General features: G+C 58.8%; 20 protein-coding genes. 9 read left to right on the top strand and 11 right to left on the bottom strand.

All coding sequences use genetic code 11. The annotated features are described in order from the left end of the window. Nucleotides 1-47 precede the first annotated feature (47 nt). The 4 genes from glpD to BLU52_RS19135 all read right to left on the bottom strand — a co-directional run bounded on the left by glpD (nucleotide 48) and on the right by BLU52_RS19135 (nucleotide 5,259). Nucleotides 48-1,583: a glycerol-3-phosphate dehydrogenase gene (gene glpD / locus BLU52_RS19150; protein WP_090285889.1), complete on the bottom strand. Its 1,536-nt coding sequence runs from the start codon at nucleotides 1,581-1,583 to the stop codon at nucleotides 48-50. Nucleotides 1,584-1,800: 217 nt separating this feature from the next. After that, entirely contained in the window at nucleotides 1,801-2,556 is a 756-nt protein-coding gene (locus tag BLU52_RS19145; protein WP_007963957.1) for a DeoR/GlpR family transcriptional regulator, read from the bottom strand. Nucleotides 2,557-2,826: 270 nt separating this feature from the next. Continuing rightward, nucleotides 2,827-4,329, bottom strand: coding sequence for a glycerol kinase GlpK (gene glpK, locus BLU52_RS19140; protein WP_090285887.1), 1,503 nt, complete (start codon nucleotides 4,327-4,329; stop codon nucleotides 2,827-2,829). Between the two features lie 78 nt (nucleotides 4,330-4,407). Beyond that, nucleotides 4,408-5,259: an MIP/aquaporin family protein gene (locus tag BLU52_RS19135; RefSeq protein ID WP_090285885.1), complete on the bottom strand. Its 852-nt coding sequence runs from the start codon at nucleotides 5,257-5,259 to the stop codon at nucleotides 4,408-4,410. A 351-nt stretch (nucleotides 5,260-5,610) separates the two neighbouring features. Here BLU52_RS19135 and ybaK point away from each other — a divergent pair, with 351 nt between their 5' ends. Beyond that, nucleotides 5,611-6,081, top strand: coding sequence for a Cys-tRNA(Pro) deacylase (gene ybaK, locus BLU52_RS19130; protein WP_090285884.1), 471 nt, complete (start codon nucleotides 5,611-5,613; stop codon nucleotides 6,079-6,081). A gap of 98 nt (nucleotides 6,082-6,179) precedes the next feature. Further along, on the top strand, nucleotides 6,180-6,962 hold the full coding sequence (locus tag BLU52_RS19125; protein ID WP_090285880.1) for a PhzF family phenazine biosynthesis protein: 783 nt from the start codon (nucleotides 6,180-6,182) through the stop codon (nucleotides 6,960-6,962). 114 nt (nucleotides 6,963-7,076) lie between these two features. On the opposite strand, the gene BLU52_RS19120 is transcribed toward BLU52_RS19125, so the two are convergent. Both BLU52_RS19120 and argF read right to left on the bottom strand, forming a co-directional pair. Next, on the bottom strand, nucleotides 7,077-8,186 hold the full coding sequence (locus BLU52_RS19120; protein ID WP_090285878.1) for an ABC transporter ATP-binding protein: 1,110 nt from the start codon (nucleotides 8,184-8,186) through the stop codon (nucleotides 7,077-7,079). Further along, on the bottom strand, nucleotides 8,183-9,103 hold the full coding sequence (gene argF / locus BLU52_RS19115; protein ID WP_090285875.1) for an ornithine carbamoyltransferase: 921 nt from the start codon (nucleotides 9,101-9,103) through the stop codon (nucleotides 8,183-8,185). The genes BLU52_RS19120 and argF overlap by 4 nt, the downstream gene beginning before the upstream one ends. Before the next feature lie 404 nt (nucleotides 9,104-9,507). Here argF and BLU52_RS19110 point away from each other — a divergent pair, with 404 nt between their 5' ends. The 3 genes from BLU52_RS19110 (at nucleotide 9,508) to grxD (ending at nucleotide 12,480) form a co-directional block, all read left to right on the top strand. Continuing rightward, entirely contained in the window at nucleotides 9,508-9,798 is a 291-nt protein-coding gene (locus BLU52_RS19110; RefSeq protein WP_090285872.1) for a hypothetical protein, read from the top strand. A gap of 135 nt (nucleotides 9,799-9,933) precedes the next feature. After that, a complete protein-coding gene (locus tag BLU52_RS19105) occupies nucleotides 9,934-12,039 on the top strand; it encodes a molybdopterin oxidoreductase family protein (RefSeq protein ID WP_090285870.1) in 2,106 nt (701 codons plus the stop codon). A gap of 99 nt (nucleotides 12,040-12,138) precedes the next feature. Beyond that, nucleotides 12,139-12,480 carry a Grx4 family monothiol glutaredoxin gene (gene grxD, locus BLU52_RS19100; RefSeq protein WP_090285867.1) on the top strand — a complete coding sequence of 114 codons (342 nt, stop codon included), beginning with the start codon at nucleotides 12,139-12,141 and terminating at the stop codon, nucleotides 12,478-12,480. A gap of 194 nt (nucleotides 12,481-12,674) precedes the next feature. Here the strand turns inward: grxD and bfr are convergent, their stop codons facing one another. Beyond that, nucleotides 12,675-13,148 (bottom strand): bacterioferritin, encoded by a 474-nt coding sequence (gene bfr / locus BLU52_RS19095; protein WP_039758367.1) that lies wholly within the window; start codon nucleotides 13,146-13,148, stop codon nucleotides 12,675-12,677. Between the two features lie 200 nt (nucleotides 13,149-13,348). Then, nucleotides 13,349-13,567 (bottom strand): bacterioferritin-associated ferredoxin, encoded by a 219-nt coding sequence (locus BLU52_RS19090; protein ID WP_090285863.1) that lies wholly within the window; start codon nucleotides 13,565-13,567, stop codon nucleotides 13,349-13,351. 312 nt (nucleotides 13,568-13,879) lie between these two features. On the opposite strand from BLU52_RS19090, the gene BLU52_RS19085 reads away from it, so the two are divergent. Continuing rightward, complete coding sequence (locus BLU52_RS19085) at nucleotides 13,880-14,482, top strand: peroxiredoxin (RefSeq protein ID WP_003227723.1); 603 nt, start codon at nucleotides 13,880-13,882, stop codon at nucleotides 14,480-14,482. Between the two features lie 74 nt (nucleotides 14,483-14,556). Here the strand turns inward: BLU52_RS19085 and rnt are convergent, their stop codons facing one another. Next, nucleotides 14,557-15,234, bottom strand: coding sequence for a ribonuclease T (gene rnt / locus BLU52_RS19080; protein WP_090285860.1), 678 nt, complete (start codon nucleotides 15,232-15,234; stop codon nucleotides 14,557-14,559). Next, nucleotides 15,231-16,277 carry a dihydroorotase gene (gene pyrC / locus BLU52_RS19075; protein WP_090285858.1) on the bottom strand — a complete coding sequence of 349 codons (1,047 nt, stop codon included), beginning with the start codon at nucleotides 16,275-16,277 and terminating at the stop codon, nucleotides 15,231-15,233. The genes rnt and pyrC overlap by 4 nt, the downstream gene beginning before the upstream one ends. 160 nt (nucleotides 16,278-16,437) lie before the next feature. On the opposite strand from pyrC, the gene BLU52_RS19070 reads away from it, so the two are divergent. Then, on the top strand, nucleotides 16,438-17,352 hold the full coding sequence (locus tag BLU52_RS19070; protein WP_090285856.1) for a flagellar protein MotY: 915 nt from the start codon (nucleotides 16,438-16,440) through the stop codon (nucleotides 17,350-17,352). Between the two features lie 129 nt (nucleotides 17,353-17,481). Next, entirely contained in the window at nucleotides 17,482-18,699 is a 1,218-nt protein-coding gene (locus BLU52_RS19065) for an argininosuccinate synthase (RefSeq protein ID WP_007916658.1), read from the top strand. A 129-nt stretch (nucleotides 18,700-18,828) separates the two neighbouring features. Here BLU52_RS19065 and BLU52_RS19060 read toward each other — a convergent pair whose 3' ends face one another. Beyond that, nucleotides 18,829-19,545, bottom strand: a complete 717-nt coding sequence (locus BLU52_RS19060; protein WP_090285854.1) for a hypothetical protein — start codon at nucleotides 19,543-19,545, stop codon at nucleotides 18,829-18,831. Between the two features lie 476 nt (nucleotides 19,546-20,021). Here BLU52_RS19060 and BLU52_RS19055 point away from each other — a divergent pair, with 476 nt between their 5' ends. Then, nucleotides 20,022-20,648 carry a response regulator transcription factor gene (locus tag BLU52_RS19055; protein WP_090285851.1) on the top strand — a complete coding sequence of 209 codons (627 nt, stop codon included), beginning with the start codon at nucleotides 20,022-20,024 and terminating at the stop codon, nucleotides 20,646-20,648. The last annotated feature ends 22 nt before the right edge of the window (nucleotides 20,649-20,670 follow it).

The following is a 20,670-nucleotide window of genomic DNA, read 5'->3' as shown; positions in this document are numbered from 1 at the left end:
CCCCTGAATCTCGCGATTCAGGGGCTTTCGTTCAAGCGTTGCTCACATCACGCCGCTTCGATCTTGCGGTTCTGCTCAACCTTGCCCAGATACGTCGCCAGCTTCTGCTGCTCGTCCGCTGTAGTGAACAATCCCAGCTTGGTGCGACGCCACAGAATGTCGTGCGCCGTGGTCGCCCACTCTTCGCTGCACAGATAATCGATTTCGCGGGTGTAGAGACCGCCGCCGATGTGTTCGCCCATGTCGGCCAGGCTTTCTACGCCTTCGAGCATGCGCCAGGTGCGGCTGCCGTAGGTCACCGACCAGCGACGGGCGATTTCCGTCGGGACGAAGTCGAACTGGTCACGGATCAGTGCGCTGAGTGCCTGCGGGGTGGTCATGTCTTCGCCGCCGGGCAGGGTCGCCGTGGCGGTCCAGCCAGGGCGCATCTGGGTAAAGAACGGCATCAGTTGCGCCATCGCCGACTCGGCGAGTTTGCGGTAGGTGGTCAGCTTGCCGCCGAACACCGACAGCAACGGTGCTTCCTGCGCGTTGCCGGACAGCGCCAGCGTGTAGTCGCGGGTCACGGCCGATGGGTTATCCGATTCGTCGTTGCACAACGGACGTACGCCCGAGTAGCTGTGCTGGATGTCGTCGCGGCTGAGCTGCTTCTTGAAGTGTTCGTTGACCACTTTCAGCAGATAGTCGGTTTCAGCTTCGGTGATTGCCACTTTCGCCGGGTCGCCGGTGTATTCGCGGTCGGTGGTGCCGATCAGGGTGAGGTGGTTCAGGTACGGAATAGTGAAAACGATGCGCTGATCTTCGTTTTGCAGAATATGCGCATGCTCGCCTTCGTACAGCTTCGGCACGATGATGTGGCTGCCCTGAATCAGACGGATGCCGTACGGCGACTCCATCTTCAGATCGTCGCGGATGAACTTGGCGACCCACGGGCCGGCAGCGTTGACCAGCGCTTTGGCCGTGATCGAAAACAGGCTGCCGTCAGCGCGTTCCAGGTGCAGATGCCACAAGCCTTTGGCCCGGCGCGCGCTGACGCAACGGGTCTGGGTGTGCACGTGGGCGCCTTTTTCTCGGGCGGCCATAGCGTTAAGCACTACGAGGCGGGCGTCGTCGACCCAGCAATCGGAATACTCGAAGCCTTTCTTGATCTCGCTTTTCAGCGCGCTGTCGGCGCCGAACTTCAGGCTTTTCGAGCCTGGCAGTTTTTCGCGCTTGCCGAGGTTGTCATACAGAAACAGGCCAGCACGGATCATCCACGCCGGGCGCAGGTGCGGGCGGTGCGGCAGCACGAAGCGCATCGGTTTGACAATGTGCGGCGCCTTGGCCAGCAGCACTTCGCGCTCGGCCAGTGCTTCACGCACCAGACGGAACTCGTAATGTTCGAGATAGCGCAAGCCACCGTGGATCAGCTTGCTGCTCGCCGACGAGGTGTGGCTGGCCAGGTCGTCCTTTTCGCAAAGGAACACCGAGAGCCCGCGACCGGCGGCATCCGCAGCGATCCCGACGCCATTGATCCCGCCACCAATGACGGCGATATCGTAGATTTCGGAGACAGGGGGCGTTCGCAAGGTAGAGGTGGACATTGGCTGGCCTCAGGCTTTTTGATTTTCTATATTTGAAATCGAACATTAATGTTCATTTGCGAAAATGGTAGCCCATAAACACGCGCACAGCCAGTCGCCTTCGATTGAAAAAACTCATCGAAGGGCGGGGAAAGGAAAATTATCGAACATGAGATGCGCGAGAAGGCGCAGAAGAGGTGATGCAGATCGTTCCCACGCAGAGCGTGGGAACGAGAGGTTAAACGACTTCCAGGCGAATCTTGTGCTGACTCAGCAGCTGCGCCAATGCCGGCACCGGTTGCTGATCGGTCACCAGGCAATCGATCAGGCTGATCGGCCCCAGCCGGATCATCGCATTGCGCCCAAACTTGCTCGAGTCTGCCGCCAGAATCACCTGCCGTGCATTGGCAATGATCGCCTGCGATACCCGGACTTCCTGATAATCGAAGTCGAGCAGGCTACCGTCCTCGTCAATGCCGCTGATCCCGACCAGGGCGAAATCGACCTTGAACTGATTGATGAAATCCACGCTTGCCTGACCGACCACTCCGCCGTCGCGCCGCACATTGCCGCCGGTCAACAGCACGTCGAAATCATCCTTGGCGCTGAGCATCGACGCGACGTTGAGGTTGTTGGTGATGATTTTCAAATGACTGTGATTGAGCAGGGCGCGGGCAATCGATTCGGTGGTGGTGCCGATGTTGATGAACAACGAGGCGTGATCGGGGATCTGCGCGGCGATGGCTTCGCCGATGCGTTGTTTTTCATCGCGCATCTGATCGGCGCGCATCGCATAGGCGGTGTTTTCGACGCTGGAATCATAAGCCGCGCCGCCATGATAGCGACGCAATAGATTGGCTTCCGCGAGCTGATTGATATCGCGGCGAATGGTTTGCGGGGTAACAACGAACAGCGTGGCCATTTCCTCGATGCTGACATAGCCGCGTTCGCGGACCAGCTCGAGGATTTGCTGCTGACGGGGAGGCAGATTCATGGGGCTTCCTTTGGGCTGCCAAGCAAAATTTGCCCATGATGACGCAGGAATCCGCTCCCTACCAGTTTCCAAACAGCGTGAAAGCTACTTCGTGCTGGGCGCCTTCGGCGTTACGCAAGCAATCCTGCGTTAAAAACAGGCTCGGACTGCTCATTTACAAACCCGTAAAGTCGAGTGCGACCCCAGCCGGTCCTCGCCTGTTTTGCCTTGTCTTGCCTTCGCTCGCTACGCTTTCACGCTGTTTGGGCCATTTCTGTACGCAAGCCCGGCTTATTCAGCGTCCTCGCGCGCCCAGTCACGGGTGCGGCTGACGGCTTTTTTCCAGCCTTTGTACAGTTTCTCTTTCGCCGCTTCGTCCAGGCTCGGTTCGAACTCGCGCTCGATCACCGCTTTGCCGCGCAGTTCGTCCAGGCTGCCCCAGAAACCGCACGCCAGACCCGCCAGATACGCCGCGCCGAGGGCGGTGGTTTCGCGCATTTGCGGGCGCTCGACCTGGGTGCCGAGGATGTCGGCCTGGAACTGCATGAGGAAGTTGTTCGCCACCGCGCCGCCGTCCACACGCAACGCCTTGAGGCGTTCGCCGGAGTCCTGTTGCATGGCGTCGAGCACGTCGCGGGTCTGGTAGGCGATCGATTCCAGCGCGGCGCGGATGATGTGATCCACACGCACGCCGCGGGTCAGGCCGAACAGTGCGCCGCGGGCATACGGGTCCCAGTATGGTGCGCCGAGACCGGTGAAGGCCGGCACCAGATAGACGCCGTTGCTGTCCTTGACCTTGTTGGCGAAGTATTCGGTGTCGTGGGCGTCGTTGACGATTTTCAGTTCGTCACGCAGCCACTGCACGGTCGAGCCGCCGTTGAACACCGCGCCTTCCAGTGCGTAAGCCACTTCACCGCGTGGGCCGCAAGCGATGGTGGTGAGCATGCCGTGCTGCGATTTCACCGCTTTGTCGCCGGTGTTCATCAGCAGGAAGCAGCCGGTGCCGTAGGTGTTTTTCGCCTGGCCTGGCTCGACGCACATCTGACCGAACAGTGCCGCTTGTTGGTCGCCGGCGATGCCGCCGATGGCGATACCGCTCTTGGTGCGACCGTAGATTTCCGACGAGGCTTTGACTTCCGGGAGCATTTCGCGCGGGATGTCGAGAATTTCCAGCATCTTCGAATCCCATTCCAGCGAATGGATGTTGAAGAGCATGGTGCGTGAGGCGTTGGTGTAGTCGGTGACATGTACCTTGCCGCCGGTGAATTTCCAGATCAGCCAGCTATCGACGGTACCGAACAGCAGCTCGCCGTTGCGCGCACGCTCGCGGCTGCCTTCGACGTTGTCGAGAATCCACTTCAGCTTGGTGCCGGAGAAGTACGGGTCGGTGACCAGACCGGTGGTGTCGCGGATGTAGTCTTCGTGACCATCACGCTTGAGTTGCTGACAGATTTCGGTACTGCGGCGGCACTGCCAGACAATGGCGTTGTACACCGGGCGGCCGGTGGTCTTGTCCCACACAACAGTGGTTTCACGCTGGTTGGTGATGCCGATGGCGGCCACCTGATCGTGATGCAGGCCCGCCTGGGCCAGCGCTTCGACCATCACCGCACTCTGGGTGGCGAAGATTTCCATCGGATCATGCTCGACCCAACCGGCCTGCGGGTAGTGCTGGACGAACTCGCGCTGCGCGGTGCAAACCACGTTCGCATCGCGGTCGAAGATGATCGCGCGCGAGCTGGTCGTACCCTGATCGAGGGCAATGATGTAGTTCTTGTTCTGAATGTCGGTCATGTCGATTGCCTTGGACGAAATAAGGGAGAGTGGGCCGTGGCGCAGGCTCGGACGGGGCAGGAGCCGGCGCCGACTGTTTCAGGACGTTCTGGGTTTGCCGTCAATGGCCGGTTCTGCATCCTTTGTAGCAGGTGTGGCGCCGGTCAGGTGGCGGGCGATGAGCCCGCGGTACCCTGCAGCGCCGAGGCAGGCACCGACAATCGGTGCAAAAATCGGAATCAGGAAGTACGGAGTGTCACGGCCGCCAGTGAAGGAAATTTCACCCCAGCCGGTGAAGAAAGTCATCAGTTTCGGACCGAAATCGCGCGCCGGGTTCATTGCAAAACCGGTCAGCGGGCCCATCGAGCTACCGATCACGGCGATCAGCAAGCCGATCAGCAGAGGCGCCATCGGGCCGCGCGGCAGGCCGTTGTTGTCGTCGGTCAGGGCCATGATCACGCCCATCAGGATCGCGGTGATGATCATCTCGACCAGAAACGCCTGAGCGGTCGACAGCGCCGGATTCGGGAACGTCGAGAACACCGATGCCAGCTCAAGGCTGGCGGCCGAACCGCGAACCATCTGGTGAGTTTGTTCGTAATCGAAGAACAGATTGCTGTACAGCGTGTAGACCAGCAGCGCGCCACAGAAGGCGCCGGCGATCTGCGAAAGAATGTAGAACGGCAGTTTGCGCTTTTCGAAATCGGCGAAAACCGCCAGAGCGATGCTCACGGCCGGGTTCAAATGCGCGCCGGAAACCCCGGCTGTCAGGTAGATCGCCATGCTCACGCCGACGCCCCAGATGATGCTGATTTCCCACAGGCCGAAGCTGGCGCCCGCGACTTTGAGCGCGGCAACACAACCGGTGCCAAAAAATATCAGCAGGGCGGTGCCGAGAAATTCGGCCAGGCATTGGCCCCAAAGCGATGGTTGCGGTAAAGCAGTGGTCATTGAATACCTCGGTTTTTGTTGTTGTCTGGCGCGTTGCCAACAGGGCAAGGCGCGATATCCGCCGGTCAGGAATCCCCATTCCGTCCCCGGGTACTGCAATATCGATAATTCTTACATTATTCAGTTTCGAAAAAATATAGACAAGAAACAAACCTGTCAAAGGTCGAAAGTGAACTGTCAGTCACAATAAAACTATTCGTAGCGTGAATGATCCCTCGTCGAAGGTGCCGTCTGGTTGGCCTGGAATCGCCGCAGGTCCCGGGAATCGTGGCGTGCACTAGAGCCTTTTGCACCGCGATCGCCTAGAATCCGGCGCAGGTTTTTTCCGTCACTGCCGAGCCCGGAGCTGCCATGACCCCTGCGTTGGACTTGTTAAAAAAAGTTCGTGCCGAACATCGCGTGCACAGTTACGAACATGACCCCAAAGCCGCTTCGTACGGGCTCGAAGCTGCAGAGAAGCTGGCGCTTGAGCCGGCGCAGGTGTTCAAGACGCTGCTGGCGGCGAGCGAAAAAGGCGAATTGCTGGTGGCGGTAGTGCCGGTCGTCGGAAGCCTTGATCTCAAAGGTCTGGCGCACGCTGCAGGGGTGAAGAAAGTCGAAATGGCTGACCCGGCAGCGGCGCAGCGCTCCACCGGTTATCTGTTGGGCGGCATCAGTCCGCTGGGACAGAAGAAGCGCCTGCGCACGTTCATCGATAACTCGGCGCAAGGCTTCGCCACCATTTATGTCAGCGCCGGGCGCCGAGGACTGGAAGTCGAGTTGGCGCCGGCAGTGCTTGCCGAACACACTCAGGCGAAATTCGCTGACATCGGCCGACCCTGAACGGCCTCGGCACTGTATGAAAGAATATCGCGGGTTCTGTCACTGGCACCGCCCGCCGCGCAGTAGCATGCTGTGCCGACTGACTTAAGGAGAAGGTTATGCAGCTTGCGTTTCATCAGGTCGACGCGTTCAGTGACCGGCCATTCAGTGGCAATCCGGCCATGGTCTATCGGCTCGATGCGTGGCTCGCCGAGGAGTTGATGCAGAAGATCGCCGCCGAGCACAATCTGGCGGAAACCGCGTTCCTGGTGCGCGAAGGCCAGGCCTGGCATATCCGCTGGTTCACCCCGACCACCGAAGTGCCGCTGTGTGGGCACGCGACACTGGCCAGCGCTTATGTGCTGTTCGAGATCTACGGCGAAACCGCCGAGCGTATCGACTTCATCTGTAAATCCGGGCCGCTGAGTGTCAGCCGTGAGGGCGATCGGTTGTGGCTGGATTTCCCGACGATTGTGCCGACAGAGATCGGCGTGACACTGGATGTGCAGCGCGCGTTGGGTGTCGAAGCGGTTGATGTGCTCGGCTCCAACGAACTGTTTGTGGTACTGGAGTCGGAGCAGGCGGTGCTTGATTGCGCGCCGGACATGGCGGCGCTGGCGAAGCTGCCGTGGCTGGGCGCAATCGTTACCGCGCGCGGCAACCAGCATGATTTCGTCTCACGTTATTTCGCCCCGGCGATTGGCATCAATGAAGATCCGGTCACCGGATCGACCCACTGCAGCCTGATTCCGTATTGGTCGAAACGACTGGGCAAATCGAGCCTGACCGCCTGCCAGCGCTCGGCGCGAGGCGGGGAGTTGTTCTGTCGACTGGAAGGTGAGCGGGTGAAGATCGGCGGCAATGCGACGTTGGTGGCGAGCGGAACATTGCTCCTCAACTAAACCCAGTCCATTGTAGGAGTGAGCCTGCTCGCGATAGCGGTCTATCAGCCAAAGCAATTTTTGCTGACATACCGCTATCGCGAGCAGGCTCACTCCTACAGGGAGCGAATCAAATCAGAGGGCTGTGCTGTGCCGGCGAACGCCGTTTTCCGCTGCCGGAATCTGCGCCGCCGTGCTGCCCGATGCCTGAAACAGCACCAGATGCTCGGCCACTACGCGGATACCCACATCGGCACCGACCTGATGGTCCGCATGGCTGGGGGAAATCGACTCCAGCTGCGCACCGGTCGGTAGCTGCAAGCGATACAGCGTCGAAGCACCGAGGAAGGTCTTGCCGACAATTCGCGCTTTCAGTGCGCTGTCCGGCGCATAGACGATGTCGTCCGGACGCAGCAATACATCCACCGCACCGCCTATCGGCCAGGTGTAAGCACGGTTGCCGCGCAGTTCACCGAGTTCGGTCTGCACCGACTCCGGACTGGCGAGTTGCCCGCGAATGAAATAACCCTGACCGATGAAACTGGCCACATAAGGTGTCGCCGGCTCGTGGTAGAGGTTGTACGGCGTGTCCCATTGTTCCAGCCGACCCTCCTTGAACACGCCGACGTGATCGCTGACGGCGAAGGCTTCTTCCTGATCGTGGGTCACCAGAATCGCGCTGGTGCCACGTGCCTTGAGAATATCGCGCACCTCATGGCTGAGCTTGCGCCGCAGTTCGCCATCAAGGTTGGAAAACGGCTCATCGAGCAGCAGCAATTGCGGCTCTGGCGCCAGGGCGCGGGCGAGGGCGACACGCTGTTGCTGACCGCCGGACAATTCGTGCGGGAAACGCTTGCCGAGGTTCTTCAGGTTGACCAGTTCCAGCAGCTCTTCGGTGACGCGCTCCTTGTTCGGGTGCTTGCGAATGCCGAAGGCGATGTTGTCGGCCACGCTCAGGTGCGGAAACAGCGCGTAATCCTGGAACACCATGCCGATTCGGCGTTTCTCCGGCGCCAGGGTGAACCCGGCGCTGGACAAGGTTTCGCCACCCAGGGTGATTTCGCCTTCATGCACCGGCTCGAAACCGGCGATGGCGCGCAATGTGGTGGTCTTGCCGCAGCCCGACGAGCCAAGCAGGCAACCGATGTCGCCGGCGTTGAGGTGCAGATTGAGATTCTGCACCACACGTTGATCTTGATAGCCGCAAGCGAGGTTGCGCAGGTTCAGCAGTAATTCATGACTCATGCGTGGTGATATGCCGGTTCGACGAGGAACTCGAGCAGGGCCTTCTGTGCGTGGAGACGGTTTTCTGCCTGATCCCAGGCAACGGAGCGCGGGTCGTCAAGCAGGTCGAGACTGATTTCTTCGCCGCGATGCGCCGGCAGGCAATGCATGAACAGCACGTCCTCGGCGGCGAGGTCGAGCAGGGCACGGTTGACCTGAAACGGCGCGAACAGCTTGAGGCGCTTGGCAGTTTCCTCCTCCTGACCCATCGAAGTCCAGACATCGGTGCTCACCAGATGCGCGCCACGCACGGCATCCTGCGGATCACGGACGATGGTCACGCGGTCACCGGCACGGGCGACGAACTCGGGGTTCGGCTCATAGCCATGCGGGCAGGCAACGCGCAACTGGAAGTCGAACTGGATCGCCGCTTCTATATAGCTGTTGCACATGTTGTTGCCATCGCCAATCCACGCCACGGTCTTGCCCTGAATCGAGCCGCGGTGTTCGAGGAAGGTTTGCATGTCGGCCAGCAACTGGCACGGGTGCAGGTCGTCGGACAGGCCGTTGATCACCGGCACGCGCGAGTTGGCGGCGAATTCGGTCAGGGTGCTGTGGGCGAAGGTGCGGATCATCACCGCATCGAGCATGCTCGACATGACGATGGCACAGTCGCCGATCGGCTCGCCACGGCCCAGTTGGGTGTCACGCGGCGACAGGAAGATCGCCTGACCACCGAGCTGGATCATCCCGGCCTCGAAAGAGATGCGGGTGCGGGTCGAGGACTTTTCGAAAATCATCCCCAGCACGCGGTTTTTCAGAGGCTCGAACAGTACGCCGCGCTTACGCAGGTCCTTGAGCTCAACGCCTCGACGGATCACGCTGACCAGCTCTTCGGGCGTGCAATCCATCAGGGAGAGAAAGTGCCTTGCGCTCATCATTGACTACCTTTTTGCTACCAACCGCAGATGCTCAAAGCCTTGTTTATCGGAACAACGGGCGAGACCTGCGGCGTAAGCCGCACGGGGCGACGGAATAGGGGAAGGCGCGATATTGACATTAAATGTCGCGTTACGCCAATAGGCTACGGTTTACAAGGGAATCGAAGGGCGCGCCGCCAATTGCAATCGCGCATTTGAAGCCGGCTTCAGGGCGGCAGCGAGCCTCTTTGTACACTGGCCCCGCCGCGCTTGGCAATGCGCCGCGCCGCACACGGCGTGGCTTTGGTCGGTTTGAGGCGGGGTCGCGGCGGATTCTCTTGGTCGGATGTCCGGGCTGAAACATTTGCTAAAGCAAAGTGCTGGGTTATAAATAACATTCGAGCGACGCAGGAAGCCTCCGCATGGAATCGAAAGAACAATTGTTAATGGAACTGCTGGGCCACACGGCTCGCTCCTTGACCCACCTTACCGCGTCGGTCACCTCGATGTCGTTCGAACTGCTGCGCAGTGAAGACGAAGTGGTAAAGACGGCCGGTCGGCATATGATTGACCGCATGGCCACTATCAGCGCCGGGCTCGACGAGCATTGGCGCCTGATTGGCGAACTGACCGGCGTGCACGTCGCTCACGAGCAGATCGAAACCATTCAGGAAATTCAGCTGGCGCCGCCACCCCAGTTGCCGTCGAACTGACGGCTGCAGCGGTATCGGCTCGCCTGATAAGCCCCGATTCACAAGACGAACGTCGCTGGCGCCATGGTGTTGGCGGGGCCATAGTTTTGTTCCCGCGGGCGCAATCGCCCGCCCCGAACAAGACAGAGACTGGCCATGACCAAGACTCTCCATCACCGTGCCTGCCACCTGTGTGAGGCCATCTGTGGCCTGACCATCGAGACCACTGAAACCGATGGCCATGTCGCAATCACTTCGATCAAGGGCGATGCCCTCGATACCTTCAGTCGCGGCCACATCTGCCCTAAAGCGGTGGCGCTGCAAGATATCCAGAATGACCCGGATCGCCTGCGCCAACCGATGCGGCGGGTGGGTAGCGAGTGGCTGCCGATCGGCTGGGATGAAGCGTTTGCGTTGGTGGCATCGAAGCTGGCGGCGATTCAGGAGCGTCATGGGCAAAACGCCGTGGCGGTCTATCAGGGCAACCCGAGCGTACACAATTATGGGCTGATGACCCACAGCAACTACTTTCTCGGCTTGCTGAAAACCCGTAATCGCTACTCGGCGACGTCGGTTGACCAGTTGCCCCATCACCTCAGCAGTTACCTGATGTACGGCCACGGCTTGCTGCTGCCGATTCCGGACATCGATCACACCGATTTCATGTTGATCCTCGGCGGTAATCCGCTGGCGTCCAATGGCAGCATCATGACCGTGCCGGATGTCGAGAAGCGCCTCAAAGCGATTCAGGCGCGCGGCGGCAAAGTGGTGGTGGTCGATCCGCGTCGCAGCGAAACGGCGGCGATGGCGGATCAGCATCTGTTCGTGCGTCCGGGCGGCGATGCTGCGCTGTTGTCTGGCGTGCTGAATACCCTGTTCAGCGAGGGTTTGACTCGCGACAGTCATCTGCCAGTCGATGGCCTCGACGAAGTGCGCGCTGCGGTGGCGACGTTTACGGCGCAGGCGATGAGCCCGTTGTGCGCCGTTCCGGCCGAGCAGATCCGCCAACTGGCGCGCGATTTCGCCGCTGCGCCAAGTGCGGTGTGCTACGGACGCATGGGCGTTTCGACCCAGGCGTTCGGCACGCTGTGTCATTGGCTCGTGCAGTTGATCAATCTGGTCACCGGCAACCTCGACCGGGCCGGCGGTGCGTTGTGCACAGAGCCCGCTGTCGATCTGGTGGCCTCGACCTCGGGCGGGCATTTCAACAAATGGCAAAGTCGCGTCTCGGGCCGTCCCGAATACGGTGGCGAGTTGCCGGTGTCAGCGCTGGCCGAAGAAATGCTCACCGAAGGCGAAGGGCAGATCCGCGCATTGATCACCGTGGCTGGCAATCCAGTGCTGTCGACGCCGAACGGGCGGCAACTGGAGCAGGCGCTGGACGGGCTGGAGTTCATGCTCAGCATTGACCTGTACATCAACGAAACCACGCGCTACGCCGATCTGATCCTGCCGTCGACCTCGGCACTGGAAAACGATCACTACGACACCACGTTCAATCTGTTTGCGGTGCGCAATGTCAGTCGCTTCAATCGCGCAATCCTCGCCAAACCTGAAGGTGCGCTGCATGACTGGGAAATCTTCGTCGGCCTCGCCAAGGCGTTTGCGGCGCAGACCGGCAAAGAACTGAAACCGACCATGCCGCCGTCGAAGATGATCGACATGGGCCTGCGCATGGGCCTTTATGGCGACGCGTCCGAACACAAACTGTCGCTGGCAACACTGTTCGATCATCCGCACGGGATTGACCTGGGCGCGCTGAAGCCGAATCTGGCTGCACGCCTGAAAACCCCTGATCAGCGCATACAGGCCGCGCCTGCGGAAATACTCGCCGATCTTCAACGCTTCGCCGCATTGCAGGCGCCCGCCATCGATCAACTGCTGATGATCGGCCGCCGCCATGTGCGCAGTAACAATTCGTGGATGCACAACTACCATCGTCTGGTGAAAGGCAAGCCGCGTCATCAGTTGTTGATGCATCCGGCCGATCTCGCCAGTCGAGGCCTCAGTGACGGCCAGCGAGTACGCGTCAGTTCGCGGGTCGGGCAGATCGAAGTGGAGGTGCTCGGCAGCGACGACATGATGCAAGGGGTGGTCAGCCTGCCGCACGGTTGGGGCCATGCGCGACCGGGTGTGCAAATGGCAATTGCCAGCGGCCAGCCGGGCTCGAGTGCCAACGACCTGACCGATGAATGCCAGCTCGACGAGTTGTCCGGCAACGCGGCGCTCAATGGAGTGCCGGTGACGGTGGTGGCGGCCTGAGCATGTGTCTGTCGGGGAGACCGAGCAGCGCGCTCGGGATTCCGTTACAATGCGCCACCGTGCCGACCCATGAGTCGGAAAGTTCAGCCGAGGTGCTCCATGGATATCATCGAAACGATTAAAGAGCAGATTGCCAACAACACCATTCTGCTTTACATGAAAGGCTCGCCGAATGCCCCGCAGTGCGGCTTCTCCGCAAAAGCTGCGCAGGCTGTCATGGCCTGTGGCGAAAAGTTTGCGTATGTGGACATCCTGCAGAACCCGGAAATCCGCGCCAACCTGCCGAAGTACGCCAACTGGCCGACTTTCCCGCAACTGTGGGTCGGCGGTGAGCTGATCGGCGGCAGCGACATCATGACCGAGATGGCGCAAGACGGTTCGCTGCAGACCACCATCAAGTCGGCTGTCGAAGCCGCTGCGGCGAACAAGTCCGAAGCCTAAGCAGGCTTGTGTAGGAGCGAGCCTGCTCGCGAACGCGGTCTGTCAGTGACGTAGCTTTTGGCTGACACGACGCCTTCGCGAGCAGGCTCGCTCCCACAGGGACTTCGGCACTGACCGAAGTCCAGGCAATAAAAAGCCCCGCACCTCAACAGAGGGCGGGGCTTTTTCGTGTCTGGCGTTCAGCGGGCGCTGACTTACTCTTCGCCCATCTGCGACTGCAGATAGTTTTCCAGACCGATCTTGTCGATCAGGCCCAGCTGGGTTTCCAGCCAGTCGATGTGTTCTTCTTCGGACTCGAGAATGTCTTCGAGCAGTTCACGGCTACCAAAGTCGGCAACGGTTTCGCAATGGGCGATGGCAGCCTTCAGGTCGGCGTGGCCGGTCTTCTCGATACGCAGATCGCACTCGAGCATTTCGCGGGTGTGCTCGCCGATGTGCAGCTTGCCCAGGTCCTGTACGTTCGGCAGGCCTTCCAGGAACAGGATGCGCTTGATCAGTTTGTCCGCGTGTTTCATCTCATCGATGGATTCTTTGTATTCGTGCTTGCCGAGCTTGTTCAGACCCCAATCTTCGTACATGCGCGCATGCAGGAAGTACTGATTGATCGCGACCAGCTCATTGGCGAGGATCTTGTTGAGATGCTGGATGACGGTAATGTCGCCTTTCATGATCGGAGTCCTGCCCTGTAATCGCGGTATATAAGGCGGAGTTTGAGCTTCACACTTATAAGTGTCAAACCTAAGTTATTGAATAATATATGAAAATTAATCGGAATAAGAATGTTTGTGTTCCGCGTCTTGACGCTAAGCGATTGATTTTCAGGCATAAAAAAGCCGGACATAAGTCCGGTTCCTTGAAATTGGGCTGATCAGGCGGCAGTAAATTCTGCAGGATAAGGAATCGAGGCCTGAGCGGTTTGCAGCTTGGTCAGGGTTTCGCGAACCACTTCCTTGGCCAGGCACGCACATTTGCCGCACTGGCTGGCGACGCCGGTCGCCTGGCGAACTTCCTTGTAGCTGCAGCAACCTTCATAGATCGCTTCGCGGATCTGTCCGTCGGTGACGCCAGTGCAGAGGCAAACATACATAAGTAAGAACCGTCGCTGGTTGTGACTCAATTGCGATGGATCTTAATGTTAACGAGAATGATTGTCAAACTGCTTTGCGGCAGCTTTTGGCGTTATTTGGCTCATGACTGACGAACGGTGTTTGAGCGTTGCATGCCTCTCCTTATAAATGCTCAACGGACAGCCGACATGGAAAATCCGTTGAGGACAGGCCAAAAACGCAGTGTATGATGGTCGTCCCTTGCGAAGAGGGTTCGTGTCACAGGGCTGTCGCCTGAGGGTGGCAGGCTGGCCCGGACCCTGAACTTCAAGTCTTTACACCAGGAGATATCAATGAGCGTACTCGTAGGCAAACAAGCCCCTGACTTCACCGTCCCGGCCGTACTCGGCAATGGCGAGATCGTTGACAGCTTCACCCTGTCCTCGGCCATCAAAGGCAAATACGGCCTGGTGTTCTTCTACCCACTGGACTTCACCTTCGTCTGCCCGTCCGAGCTGATCGCTCTGGACAACCGCATGGCCGATTTCAAGGCACGTAACGTGGAAGTGATCGCTGTGTCGATCGACTCGCACTTCACCCACAACGCCTGGCGCAACACCCCGGTCAACAATGGCGGCATCGGCCAGGTGAAATACACCATGGCAGCCGACATGAAGCACGACATCGCCAAGGCCTACGACGTTGAATCCGAAGGCGGCGTGGCGTTCCGTGGCGCGTTCCTGATCGACGACAAGGGCGTTGTCCGCTCGCAGATCATCAACGACCTGCCGCTGGGCCGTAACATGGAAGAGCTGATCCGTCTGGTCGACGCACTGCAATTCCACGAAGAGCACGGCGAAGTCTGCCCTGCCAATTGGAAGAAAGGCGACAAAGGCATGAACGCTTCGCCAGAAGGCGTTGCGGCTTACCTGACCGAGAACGCTGCTGCCCTGTAAGGCGCAACGTCGAGGTACAAAAAAACCGGCCCAAGTGGCCGGTTTTTTCATGCGCGGGTTTTATTCGATGAGGATCAATCGTCGAAATCTTCCCAGCCGCCCATCTGCTTCCAGCGGTTGACGATGCCGCAGAACAGCTCAGCGGTTTTCTCGGTGTCGTAACGCGCCGAGTGCGCCTCGCGGCCATCAAAATCGATGCCGGCGGCCTGGCAGGCCTTGGCCAATACGGTTTGACCGTAGGCAAGACCGGCCAGCGTCGCGGTGTCGAAGCTGGAGAACGGGTGGAACGGGTTGCGCTTCATGTCCAGACGCGCAACGGCTGCGTTGAGAAAGCCCAGATCGAAGCTGCTGTTATGCCCGACCAGAATCGCCCGCTTGCAGCCGTTGGCCTTCAGCGCCTTGCGGATGCCGCGGAAGATGTCGGTCAGCGCGGTTTCTTCGCTGACGGCCATGCGCAGCGGGTGATCGAGTTTGATCCCGGTGAACTCCAGCGCCGCTGCTTCGACGTTCGCGCCTTCGAACGGCTCGACGCGGAAGAAGTAGGTGTGATCCGGGTACACAAACCCTTTTTCATCCATGGCGATGGTGGTCGCGGCAATCTCCAGCAAGGCATCGGTGGCCGCGTTGAAGCCACCGGTTTCTACGTCGACGACTACCGGCAGGTAGCCGCGAAATCGTGCTGCCATCGGATGACGGGAACCGCCGCCGCCATTTTGACCGTCCAGTTCGTCGTCGAAATGCTCTTCACTCACGCGTGTTCCTCCAGCAGGCGCCAGCGCAGTTTTTCACCGGCGCGCAGCGGGATAACGGTCAGCTCGCCGAAAGGCAGGCTGGTCGGGGCGGTCCATTCTTCACGAACCAGGGTAATGCGATCGGTGTTCGTCGGCAGGCCATAGAAGCGCGGGCCGTTGAGGCTGGCGAAGGCTTCGAGCTTGTCCAGCGCGTTGCGTTGTTCGAACGCTTCGGCGTACATCTCGATCGCGGCGTACGCGGTGTAGCAGCCGGCGCAGCCGCAGGCAGCTTCCTTGGCGTGCTGGGCGTGCGGTGCCGAGTCGGTGCCGAGGAAGAACTTCGCGCTGCCGCTGGTGGCGGCATCGAGCAAGGCTTCCTGATGCGTATTGCGCTTGAGAATCGGCAGGCAATAGAAGTGGGGTCGAATTCCGCCCACCAGCATGTGGTTGCGGTTGTACAGCAGGTGATGCGCAGTGATGGTCGCGCCGACGTTGGCCGAGGCCTCGTTGACGAACTGCACGGCGTCGCCGGTGGTGATGTGTTCGAACACCACTTTCAGCGTCGGGAACCGCTCAACGACACGGCGCATGTGCTCATCGATGAAAATCTTCTCGCGGTCGAACACATCGACGTCGCCACGGGTGACTTCACCGTGGATCAGCAGCGGCATGCCGACGTCGGCCATGGCTTCCAGCGCCGGGAAAATCTTGTCGATGCTGGTCACGCCGGAATCGGAGTTGGTGGTCGCACCGGCCGGGTACAGCTTGGCGGCGTACACAAAACCGCTGGCCTTGGCCTGACGAATTTCTTCCGGTTGGGTGCGGTCGGTGAGGTACAGCACCATCAGCGGCTCGAACTGACTGCCGGCCGGGCGGGCAGCGAGGATCCGCTGGCGATAGCCGTCGGCCTCAGCGGCGTTGCGCACCGGTGGCACCAGGTTGGGCATGATGATCGCGCGCCCGAAGGTGCGAGCCACATCGGCAACGGTATTGGTCAACACGGCACCATCGCGAAGATGAATATGCCAGTCGTCGGGACGCAGCAGGGTCAGGCGGTCGGACATGGGGGGCTTCCAGGCGGGTCAAACTGAGGCGAATGCTACCGGAAAAGACTCTTGCAGGCACTCGCTATCAAGTTTTGCAGCAAGCGTCCGATATCCCGAAGGTATGCCGTAAACATTGTGTGAATCGGTGTTTGTGTTTCACAAGCCAATGGAGCCTCCCGTGCGCCAGCGTTATCTAGCCTTGCTCAGTGTGTTTGCCAGCCTCCCTGCGATGGCGCTCACCTACCAGACCCGTCTGGAGAACATTGAGTGGACGGTCGCCGGCGACAAGTTCGAGTGCCGTCTGACCCAACCGATCACCGATTTCGGTTCGGGCGAGTTTGTGCGCAAGGCCGGCGAGCAGGCGATCTTCCGCCTCAACGCCTACAACGCCATGCTCGGCGGCGGTTCGGCGACCTTGCTGGCGGCCGCTGCACCCTGGCAGCCGGGGCGTGGCGACATCAATCTGGGCAGCGTTCGGCTGGGCAGCGGCAATGTCCTGTTCAACAGTTCGCAGTCGCAGGCTGGCGGGCTGATCAGCGGGCTGCTGGATGGTCGCAGCCCGGTCGTGCGCCGCGCATCGGGTGATGGTCGGGTCTCGGAAGTGCGCCTGCTGCCGGTCAAGTTCAGCAAGGCATTCAACGATTATCAGACCTGTGTGGCGAAGCTGCTGCCGCAAAATTTCGACCAGATCAAGCAATCACAGATCGGCTTTCCCGGCGAGGGCGTTGATCTCGACCCGGCTGCCAAAGCCAAACTGCAAGTGATGCTCGAATACATGAAGGCTGATCCGACGGTGAACCACATCGAACTCGACGGCCACTCGGACAACAGCGGCAATCGCCTGACCAATCGTGAGCTGTCGCGCCGCCGAGCGCTGGCGGTGGTCGACTTCTTCAAGGCCAATGGCATTCAGGAGTCGCAGATCACTGTGCGTTTCCACGGCGAGCAGTATCCGATCGTGCCGAACACCAACAAAGCCAACCGTGCGAAGAACCGTCGCGTCAACGTGAAACTGGCGCGCGTCGCACCGACGACAGCCCCGGCCCCGGCGCCGCAAGCGAGTACGCCTGCCACAGCTGCCACGACTTCCTGACTCGCCGGTCATCGTCGCGCTCTCGACAGATTCTGTCGCTTTGTCGTCTTAAGCTGTCGCGCCTCTGTAAATTATCGCGTTTGAGCGGTAGACTCCCCGGCTTTCCGTAGAACCCCGTGGAGTGATGGCATGGCGGACGTAAACAAGGTCGTTCTGGCGTATTCCGGCGGCCTGGACACTTCGGTGATCCTCAAGTGGCTGCAGGATACTTATAACTGTGAAGTGGTGACCTTCACCGCCGATCTCGGTCAAGGCGAAGAGGTCGAGCCGGCCCGCGCCAAGGCCCAGGCCATGGGCGTCAAAGAAATCTACATCGACGACCTGCGCGAAGAGTTCGTGCGTGATTTCGTCTTTCCGATGTTCCGCGCCAACACCGTTTACGAAGGCGAGTACCTGCTGGGTACTTCCATCGCACGTCCGCTGATCGCCAAGCGCCTGATCGAAATCGCCAACGAAACCGGCGCCGATGCCATTTCCCATGGCGCCACCGGCAAGGGCAACGATCAGGTGCGTTTCGAGCTGGGTGCCTACGCGCTCAAGCCTGGCGTGAAAGTGATTGCCCCTTGGCGCGAGTGGGACCTGCTGTCGCGCGAGAAGCTGATGGACTACGCCGAGAAGCACGCAATCCCGATCGAACGTCACGGCAAAAAGAAATCGCCGTACTCGATGGACGCCAACCTGCTGCACATTTCCTACGAAGGCGGTGTGCTGGAAGATACCTGGACCGAGCACGAAGAAGACATGTGGAAATGGACGGTCTCCCCGGAGAACGCTCCTGACAAAGCGCAATACCTGGAACTGACCTACCGTAACGGCGACATCGTTGCGCTGGACGGCGTTGAAATGACTCCGGCCACCGTGCTGGCGACACTGAACAAGATCGGTGGCGCTCACGGTATCGGCCGTCTCGACATCGTCGAAAACCGTTATGTCGGCATGAAGTCCCGTGGCTGCTACGAAACCCCGGGCGGCACCATCATGCTGCGCGCGCACCGCGCCATCGAATCGATCACGCTGGACCGCGAAGTTGCTCACTTGAAAGACGAGCTGATGCCGAAATACGCCAGCCTGATCTACACCGGCTACTGGTGGAGCCCTGAGCGTCTGATGCTGCAACAGATGATTGACGCTTCGCAGGTCAACGTGAACGGCGTTGTGCGCCTGAAGTTGTACAAAGGCAACGTGATCGTCACTGGCCGCAAGTCCGACGATTCGCTGTTCGATTCCAACATCGCGACCTTCGAAGAAGACGGTGGCGCTTACAACCAGGCCGACGCGGCGGGCTTCATCAAGCTCAACGCACTGCGCATGCGCATTGCTGCCAACAAGGGCCGCAAGCTGTTCTAGGCATCACACGCGGACGCACAACAAAAAGGGCGGCCTTGTCTTCGAGACAGGGTCGCCCTTTTTGCATTAATGGGTGATGGCTCCGACTGAGCATATTTCCAAACACCGGTGCGTGGCAGTGGCTCATTTTCAAACTCTTCCCAGACGCGTCACCGCGTGTGAGCAGAGGTTATAGACGATACAGAGCGTTTTGCCGGAGCCTTTCTTGATCTGCCTGGCTTGCAGCAGCGCATGTTGGGTAAGCAAAACATCCGATACGTGACTGGAAAGAAATACGATCACTCGTGATGTCTTGCGATCGAGGTTGCGGATGTTATTCAGAATCGTCGCCAGTTCCTTCGCTGCATCGACATTCCGTGCATCGATCAGATGCAAATGACTGACAAACGCCGGCAGTTGTATGTTGTGCTGAACGATCTGACTGGATTTTGCATTGCTATCAGTCGGCGGGTCGGCCGCATTGTGGACTTTGCACGAATCTTTGCGCTCTACACTGCCAGACTCGCTTGAGACGATACAACTGGATAGCCCGAATGTACCTTGAACGCAGGGCTCCGTGGATGATGCGCTGCGCTTGTTGTCGCGTTCATTGTTATCTATCACTTTAAGAAAACTCTTGTCTTTATCAAAGTCTGAAGGTGAATAGAGGGAACGATAATTGAAGTTCAAAGTGATAAAGAAAAGAAACAGTAAATAAAAAGGAAAGCTTATCAGGAACCACACGTATATCTCTCTGTCTTCGTTGTCCAGAAATGGCAGGGAAACCGCCGCGGATGTTTCCGAGATGGCTGCGAATATGGCGATTACCGTCATTGGGTTTGCGATCTTGTTTTTGAGTTTTATCATGTGTGTGCTCTTTATGTGTTGGATGAGTTTTTAGTTGGTTTTCAAGAGCTCATGTTTATAGAAAAAATATTGTGTTGGGTACAAATATCTTGTTTCAAGTGTTTATATTCTTGAGGGTTTTGTATGCCGGAGAAACAGTGGGTTCTGCATATGTCCAATCGTTAAAGCATATGTTTCAGGGCGCGGATTCTGCGGCTTGAATCGTCGTTTGAGCGCAGAAACAGATCGCGATGGGTCCTGCTCTCAGTTCTGTACGACGTACCCTGTAACAAAAGTAAAGGTGAAATTTCTTCGTAGGCCAAACAGTAAAAGTGATGGGTGATTAGGAAGTTATCGTTTTTTTGTAGGAATAATCCGCGATCGCTGTAGGGCATGTCTCTCGATGCAAGTCCATGTCAACCCTGGCATGCCATGGAGCAAGTGAGTGGGATATTGTGCGTGCTCTAAAAATTCGAACAGCGAAACTGGACTTGCCCATGAATAAAGTGCTGATCGTGGATGATCATCCTGTCATTCGTCTTGCGGTGCGTATGCTGATGGAGCGTCATGGCTACGAAGTCATCGCAGAGACGGACAACGGTGTGGATGCATTACAACTTGCTCGAGAGCAAATGCCGGATATTGTCATTCTGGATATTGGTATTCCGAAACTTGACGGCCTGGAAGTTATCGCGCGCCTGAGCTCGACCGCTATGCCCATAAAAGTATTGGTGTTGACGTCGCAGGCGCCCGGGCACTTTTCAATGCGTTGCATGCAATCGGGGGCCGCTGGCTATGTGTGCAAACAGCAGGACCTCACCGAATTGCTCAGCGCAATCAAGGCCGTGTTGTCTGGCTACAGCTATTTTCCCAATCAGGCCTTGCATACCGTGCGCACCAGTCTGGGCAATGCCAGCGAAGCGGACATGGTAGATCGTCTGTCCGGTCGGGAAATGATGGTGTTGCAGCAGTTGGCGCGAGGCAAGACCAACAAGGAAATTGCCGACGGCATGTTCTTGAGCAACAAGACCGTGAGTACCTACAAAACGCGCTTGTTATTGAAACTCAATGCGCGTTCGCTGGTAGACCTGATCGAGCTGGCGCAGCGAAACGGCCTGGTCTGAATATCCCGAGCACTGACGGGTC

The sequence above is a fragment of the Pseudomonas granadensis genome (assembly GCF_900105485.1).
Taxonomy (GTDB): domain Bacteria; phylum Pseudomonadota; class Gammaproteobacteria; order Pseudomonadales; family Pseudomonadaceae; genus Aquipseudomonas; species Aquipseudomonas granadensis.
This window is presented reverse-complemented; position numbering and strand designations above follow the sequence as displayed.